Annotated in this window: 3 protein-coding genes and 1 pseudogene; all 4 read left to right on the plus strand. The window is 72.0% G+C overall.

Annotation, left to right across the window (positions count from 1 at the left end; translation table 11 throughout):
- Nucleotides 1-344 precede the first annotated feature (344 nt).
- Complete coding sequence (locus HF526_RS33960) at nt 345-887, plus strand: single-stranded DNA-binding protein (protein ID WP_169385755.1); 543 nt, start codon at nt 345-347, stop codon at nt 885-887.
- Between the two features lie 24 nt (nt 888-911).
- Entirely contained in the window at nt 912-2,588 is a 1,677-nt protein-coding gene (ettA, locus tag HF526_RS33965; RefSeq protein ID WP_169385756.1) for an energy-dependent translational throttle protein EttA, read from the plus strand.
- A 133-nt stretch (nt 2,589-2,721) separates the two neighbouring features.
- The gene (locus tag HF526_RS33970; RefSeq protein WP_169385757.1) at nt 2,722-5,709 is read left to right on the plus strand and encodes a hypothetical protein; all 2,988 of its coding nucleotides are present in this window, start codon (nt 2,722-2,724) and stop codon (nt 5,707-5,709) included.
- Nucleotides 5,710-5,850: 141 nt separating this feature from the next.
- Nucleotides 5,851-7,946, plus strand: a pseudogene (locus HF526_RS33975) (NAD-glutamate dehydrogenase); the annotation flags it as partial.

Here is a 7,946-nt window from a genome sequence, read left to right on the forward strand (position 1 = left end):
CTAAGCCCTCCAGCGCCGATGGTACTGCACTCGCCAGGGTGTGGGAGAGTAGGTCGCCGCCGACATCAAACCCGAAAAGAATGGGGTGTGGCCCGCCGCGGATACGCAGCGGGCCACACCCTTTTTCTATTCTTCTCATCGGATGTACTCCAATAACTGGCAGGGTGGGAGCCCCCGTCGGAGTATGCGCCCGAGCGCTGACACTCCGACGTCGTTTACGGCCTCTGCACCTGAGTTGTCCACATCGACGTCCAAGCATCCCCAGAAATCGCGATGGGGTGTTGCCTGCCGGCGTCCCCCGGAAGGCTGATCTCGTCAGGTCGCATCAGGACGAGGAGACAGCGATGAACGAGATCTACGCGACGGTCGTCGGAAACATCGTGGGCGACATCGGCAAGCGGCGGCTGGCCGACGGTACGGAGCTCGCCTACTTCCGGGTCGCGAGTAACGAGCGACGGTTCGACCGGAACAGCGGTACGTGGGTGGCAGGCGATACGTCCTACGTCTCCGTGACCTGTTGGCGCCGGCTCGGACGGAACGTGGCCGCCTCGTTCGTGAAGGGCGATCCGGTGATGGTCTACGGACGGCTCTACACGCGCGAGTACGACAAAGACGGCCACACCCGTACGGATGTCTCGATGGACGCGTACGCGGTCGGCCCCGATCTGACCTGGTGCACGGCGGCGGTGACCCGCACGAGGCGAGACGCCCGCCCGGAGATCGGTGGTGACGACCTGGCCGTGGCCCACACCGGCGACCTCGGTGCGGCTGTGGAACCGGGCGATGACGATGCGGGGAACATCCTGGGTACCGGAGCGGATCTGCCGGCCGAGGACTCCGGACGCAGCGCCGCCCTGGTGGAGGTGCTACCGGGCGGCACTACCTAGCGATGCGCAACTACCATCGATGTCGTGGCGGAGTTCATCTACACCATGAAGAACGTGCGCAAGGCGCACGGCGACAAGGTCATTCTCGACAACGCTTCGATCAGCTTCTTCCCCGGGGCGAAGATCGGTGTCGTCGGGCCGAACGGCGCCGGTAAGTCCAGCGTGCTGCGGATCATGGCGGGGTTGGACCAGCCGAACAACGGTGAGGCCTTCCTCGCGCCCGGTGCGACTGTCGGGATTCTGCAGCAGGAGCCTCCGCTCAACGATGAGAAGACGGTCCTCGGCAACGTCGAGGAGGGTGTCGGCGAGATCAAGGCGAAGCTCGATCGATACAACGAGATCGCCGAGCTGATGGCGACCGACTATTCCGACGAGCTGATGGAAGAGATGGGCCGGCTCCAGGAGGACCTGGACCACGCTGACGCGTGGGACCTGGACTCCCAGCTCGAACAGGCGATGGACGCCCTCCGTTGCCCGCCCGGAGACGTGCCGGTGACGAACCTGTCCGGTGGCGAGCGCCGGCGAGTTGCGCTGTGCAAGCTGCTGCTGTCGAGGCCCGATCTGCTGCTCCTCGACGAGCCGACCAACCACCTCGACGCCGAGAGCGTGCTGTGGCTCGAGCAGTTCCTCAGCAGCTACCCCGGGGCGGTGCTGGCGGTCACCCACGACCGCTACTTCCTGGACAACGTGGCACAGTGGATCCTCGAGCTCGATCGTGGGCGGACCCACCCCTACGAGGGCAACTACTCCACCTACCTGGAGAAGAAGGCCGAGCGACTCGCCGTCCAGGGGAAGAAGGACGCGAAGCTGCAGAAGCGGCTGACCGACGAGCTCGCCTGGGTGCGCTCGAACCCCAAGGCGCGGCAGGCGAAGAGCCGGTCGCGTCTGGCGCGCTACGAGGAGATGGCGGCCGAGGCCGAGCGGCACCGCAAGCTCGACTTCGAGGAGATCCAGATCCCGCCGGGCCCCCGGCTGGGGAATGTCGTGGTCGACGTGGAGCACCTCGATAAGGGCTTCGACGGCCGTCAGCTGATCAAGGATCTGTCGTTCACGCTGCCGCGCAACGGCATCGTCGGCGTCATCGGCCCCAACGGTGTCGGCAAGACGACGCTGTTCAAGACAATCGTCGGGCTCGAGCACCCGGATTCGGGCACGGTGAAGGTCGGCGAGACGGTGAAGCTGTCCTACGTCGACCAGAACCGGGCCGGGATCGACCCGGAGAAGACCGTCTTCGAGGTCGTGTCCGACGGGCTCGACCACATGAAGGTCGGCCAGGTCGAGATGCCGTCGCGGGCCTACGTGGCGGCGTTCGGTTTCAAGGGACCGGACCAGCAGAAGCCGGCGGGAGTGCTCTCCGGCGGTGAGCGCAACCGGCTCAACCTGGCGCTGACGCTCAAGCAGGGCGGGAACCTGATCCTGCTCGACGAGCCGACCAACGACCTCGACGTGGAGACACTCAGCTCGCTGGAGAACGCTCTCGAGCAGTTCCCCGGCTGTGCTGTCGTCATCTCCCACGACCGGTGGTTCCTCGACCGGGTCGTCACGCACATCCTCGCCTGGGAGGGCACCGAGGAGAACCCGGCCGCGTGGTTCTGGTTCGAGGGCAACTTCGAAGCGTACGAAAAGAACAAGATCGAGCGACTGGGGGCGGAGGCCGCGCGTCCGCACCGTGTGACGCACCGTAAGCTCACCCGTGACTGAGAGCGATCTGCGCGCGCGACGGTGAGCATCGTCCGGCGTGCCGATGTGACCCGGGATGCCGGGTCTTGCGGGAGGCTGCGTGACGTCGTCGGGCATCGGGAACGCAGCTTTCAGCGATCGGATCGTCCCGGCGATGCTGACGACCGCCGCCGCCTTGCGGTGGTCCCGGCCCGACCTCACGGCGGGCATCGCCGAGCATCTGCTGGCGGTTGCGATCGACCAGGGGGACCGGGACCTCTGGTCGACCGCCGCCGGGTGGGCCGTCCACGGACGGGCAGCGGTCGGCGACGCCCGTGAGACCGCCGCCGGTGTGCTGGACGATCTGACCCGGTGGGAGGGCGCGAGCTCTGAATCCGTCCTCGGGTCGGAGTCGGCTACTCGGCTGCGTGTCGAGCTCGCCGGGGTCGCCCAGGACTGTGGCGACGCGGCACTGGCCCGGCAGCTGCTCGAGCCCTGGGTGCAGGACCCTGCTCTTCCGGCCGAGCTCCGGCTGGACGGGCTCGCGGTCCTCGTCCGCTGCGCGCTCGGCGACGCGCCCCAGCAACTCGACCGGTTGCTGGGGGCCGCCGACGACACGGCGGGCGAGGTCGCCGGGACGGTGCCCGGGGCACACGCCGCACTGCTGCGGGCCGCCGCTGAGCGAGGCCGCGGCCGGGCGGCGCTCGCCGTCGGCCGGGCGCTGGACGGGCTGGCTCTGCTCGGCTGGAGCTCCCGGAGCCCGGAGGGTCGGACGCCGTCGGAGCACCTGACCGCCGCCCTTGCCAGCCACTGGATCGGTGCGTTGCTGGACGACGGCCGGGCCGACGAAGCACGCACTGCCGCGGAGTCGGTGCGGTCGCGACTGGAGAAGCCGATGGTCGCCAGCCGGCAGATCGGCCAGCTACGTCTCACCGTTGCCCGCGCCATGTCCAGCCCGGAGCAGAGCGTCGACACCGTCGCGGCTCTGTCGCGAGCGGCTGAGGACGCGTCGGCGTCGGACACCCCGGGCTTGGAGGCGGCGTGCCGGGCGGCTCTGGCGGAGCTGCACGAGGCCACCGGCCAACTCGATGCTGCACTCGTGGCCATGCGGCTCGGCGTGACGGCGGAGCGTCTCGACCGCGAGCGCAGCGCTCGATTCCGCAGCTTCGCCGAACGGCTGACCGCAGCCGCCGTCTCCGCGCCGGCCGCGCCACGAGGGCACGCCACCGCGCCGACGGAGCGCCGCTCGACCGCACGCCGTGCACTCCCCGACTCGTCCGCAGCGCGGAAGGCCGGCGCGGCGGATCCCGGGGGGAGCGCGGAGGACGGTACCTGGGTTGCCGACTGGCTGGCCGAAGCCACGGCCCGGGCCGAAGCGCGCACAGCGGACGAGCGCGGCGGATCGACGCCGCGGCGTGCGTCGCGTTGGCTGGACGAGCCGACCGAGGCCCAACGCGGGTCGCGCGGATCGGCCGAGGAGACCGGAACCGAGGCGCGGCGTGCGCTGCGCGCGCTGGATGAGTCACCCGATGCCGGGGCACGGGACGTATCGCGCACGCCGGCTGAGCTGTCCGAGTCCGAGGTGCAGGTCGCGTCGCCCGCGCCGGATGAACCGGCTGATGCCGGGGCGCGGGCCGCGTCGAACGCATCCGGGGAGTCGACGGCGGCCGGTCGCCGAGCGGCCCGCTCCCAGGACCCGGAGCCGACTGCGGTCGGAACCTGGACGGCGTGGGAGGCGGCCGGGTCCGCCTCGCGGGCCACTCGCGGGTCCCTGCCGAGCACGACTGCCGACTCCACGTCGGGCAACGGTCGCGGCACGGCCGAGGAGGCCCCGGCATCCCCCGATGGACGGGGCGGCAGCAGGTCGTCGACCCGGCGCAGCCGGCGGTCGGCCCACGACGGGCCACCGCCCTCGCCCGGGTTCGTGCTGAGTGGTTCCCCCCTCGGCGACGCCCTGGCCAGCAAGTTCCGCAACGACGGTGCGTGGTCCGCCGAATCCTGGAAGGGCGAGTTCCGACCGGAGTCGCCGGCGACCGCGCAGGCCGGCGCCGGTGTCCCGGACGGTTCCCGCCACGCGGACGCGTGGCCGGCCGACGTGTGGGCCAGCGGATCCCCGGCGAACAGCCAGGCGGCCGACGGCCGGCACGACGCGCCGTCCGCGGTGACGACCCAGATGGACCGGAGCGAGATCCTGGCTGCGGGACGGGGGTCCCGGCGCGCGAACGGCACGCAGGGCGGATCCGGCTCCACCGCGGAACGTCGCGACGACACCGCGCGCCCGGCCGAGCCGCACACGAGCCGGCCGGCCGCCGACCCGGAGCCGACCGTCGATGCCGCGCAGGCGGCCGGCGACTGGCTCAGCGCCGCCATCGCCGAACTCGACCGGGTCTGGGGCGCCCCGCCGCCCGACCCGGCCGCGCCGCGGTCGGCGACGGACGGATCGCGCGCGAACCGCCGGTCCGGTCCCGAAAGCAGGAGGTCCGAGCCGGAGCCGGCGCAGGCGCAGGCGAACCCGTCCGCGGGCACCGTCGTCGTGCTCGACCTCGCCGCAGGCGATCAGCGCATCACCGGCACGGCCCCGCGCAGCGCAATGCGCCGCGTGAGCCGCCGCCTCGGTGGAGACCTTCCGGAGGGCGCGCGGCTGCGCAACAACGGCCCCGACGTCGTCGAGGTGACGCTGCCCGGGATGGAACGGGGGGCGGCTGCGGCCTGGCTGCATCGGGTCCTGGGCGGGCTCGCCGAAGGACTGCCCACCGGCCCGGAGCTGGACCGAGCCCGCCTCCGGGCCACCGTGCAGGGCGCCGACGGCACGGTCGGCGCGCAGATCCTGCATGAGCTCGGTCCGTCGAGCACGCCGCAGCCACCCACCGAAGCCGCCTCGCGTGCCCACGATCCCGAACCCGCAGACGCCCCCGATGAGGACACGAGCGCCGTTGCGGACGGCTCGTCGGCGAGCTCCCGGCACGCGGCGGACGGGCGGCGCCCGTTCCGGCCCGACGGCATCGAGGTCAGGCCCGGCAGCGGGGGCCGCCGCCACCGCCGCGGGCCCCACGGAGACACGCCACCGCCGGCGCCCGCCGAGAGCACCGTCGAGGACCCGGCCGCCGGTCTCGGGCTGGCCGACCTGCTGGCCGGCGCACTGGCCGCGTACCGGGGTATCTGACGCCCGCGGGCGGCCCGCAGCGTCATCGAAGCGTCGCGCGCTCCAGGGCTAGGGTGATGAGCACCAGATCACCCGACCGTACTAATGGAGTCGCATCTGATGGGCCGGACCCGTGAGCACAGAGACGCTGCGGAACCGGAGGTGGACGTCGACGTCCAACGGCTCTGGCGGGTGTACGCACGGCAGACCCCGGACGTGGAGCCGACGCCTGGGGACTCGTTTCCCCGCCTGCCCGACGTGGCCCGGTCGCACCGGGAACTGGCCGCCCTCCGGGTCGCCGGGGACCCGCTGATCCGGGTCCGATCGGACGAGCAGGAGGCCGTCGTCGAGATCGTCACCGACGACATGCCATTCCTCGTCGAGTCGGTTCTGGCCGGAATCGGCCGCGTCGGCGGTGACGTCCGCCGGTTGGTCCATCCCATCGTCGTCGTGCGCCGCACCCTCACCGGCGAACTGCTCGAGGTGCTGGCCGACGCCGACCCGGCCGATCCGCCGGTCGGCGCGCTTGCGGAGTCGTGGATCCACCTGGATCTCGCCCCGGTGGACGGCCGTGCCGAGGCGCTCGAACAGGAGCTGCGGCGGGTGCTGCACGACGTGCGCGAGGTGGTCGAGGACGAGGAACGGATGGTCCGCCGGGCCCGCGACCTGGCCGACCAACTGCCGGCGCACGCAACGATCTCAACCCCGACCGAGCCGGCCGAGGTCGCGCAACTGCTGCGCTGGCTGGCCGACGGTCACTTCACGTTCCTCGGCTACCGGCACTACACGATCTCCGACGCCGACGGGACGCGCGAGCTGCGCCCCGAACTCGCCACCGGCCTCGGCGTGCTGCGCCGCGACAGCCTGGCCACCCGCACCTTCGCGCCGACCGCAGACGGCGACGCCACCCAGGATCTGCTGATCTTCACCCGGGCCAGCGTGGTCAGCCGGGTGCTGCGCCCGGTGCACCCGTACTACGTCGGCGTCCGGACGGTCGACGCCGAGGGCCGTGTGACCGGCGAGCATCGCTTCCTCGGCATGCTGACCGTCTCCGCGCTGCACGAGAACGTGCTCGAGATCCCGGTCGTGGCGAGGCGGGTCCGCGGCGCCATCCACCGCGCCGGGTTCCCGCCGGAGTCCTACTCCGGCCAGCAGATGCTCGAGGTGCTCTCGGCGCTGCCTCGCGGGGAGCTGTTCGGCGCGAGCGAGCAGACCTTGCACGACACCGCGGTCGGTGTCCTGGGCACGGCCGGGCGCCGCTCGGTACGGGTGTTCCTCCGGCCGGACCCGTACCGGCGGTTCATCTCCTGTCTGGTCTATCTGCCCCGGGACCGCTACACGACGTCGTCGCGGCTGGCGATGGCCGAGGTACTGCGCAAGCGGCTCGGCGGGGCGGAGGTGGACTACACCGCGCGCGTGACCGAGGCGAGCCTCGCGCTGGTGCACTTCACCGTCCACCTCGACCCGGCGGCGCGGGAGGTCGCGGCGCCGCTGCCGGACGTCGCGGCGTTGCAGGATGAGCTGACCGAGGCGATCCGGACCTGGGACGACCGCCTCGTGGCCGAGCTGGGCGTCGACGCCGGGACCGCGCTGCTGGCCGGCATCCCCGGGTCCTACAAGGCGGTCGTCACCCCCGCACACGCGGTCGAGGACCTTCGCCACCTGCTGGACCTGAAACCCGGGGGATTCGGCGTCCGGCTGTACACCGAGCCGGACGCCGGCCCCGCGGACCGGCGGTTCACGCTGTACCTGGCCGGCGCCCCCGTCACCCTCACCGCGATCCTGCCGATGCTGCAGCAACTCGGCGTCGACGTGCTCGACGAGCGGCCCTCGGAGGTCGTCCGCCCGGACGGGCAGCGCTGCTGGCTCTACGACTTCGGGCTGCGGATCGAGGCCGCCGTCGGGCCCGAGCGCTCCCCGGGCGAGGTGGAGCGCGGGTTCTGCTCGGCGTTCTCCGCGGCGTGGCGTGGGGACGCGGAGTCCGACCGGTTCAGTGCGCTGGTGCTGTGCGCCGGGCTGGGGTGGCGCGAGGTCGCGGTGTTGCGGGCCTACGCTCGCTACGCCCGTCAGCTCGGCAGCCTGTTCGGCCTGCAGTACATGGCCGACGTGCTGCTGTCCCAGCCCGCCGTCGCCCGCGGCCTGATCGAGCTGTTCCGGGCCCGGTTCGACCCCGCGCTGTCCGCCGAGGAGCGCGAGCGTGCGCATGCCGATGCGTTGGGGGTGGTGACGGGGTTGATCGATGAGGTGGCCGGGTTGGA

It is taken from the genome of Pseudonocardia acidicola (assembly GCF_012911935.1).
In the GTDB taxonomy this organism is placed as follows: Bacteria; Actinomycetota; Actinomycetes; order Mycobacteriales; family Pseudonocardiaceae; genus Pseudonocardia; species Pseudonocardia acidicola.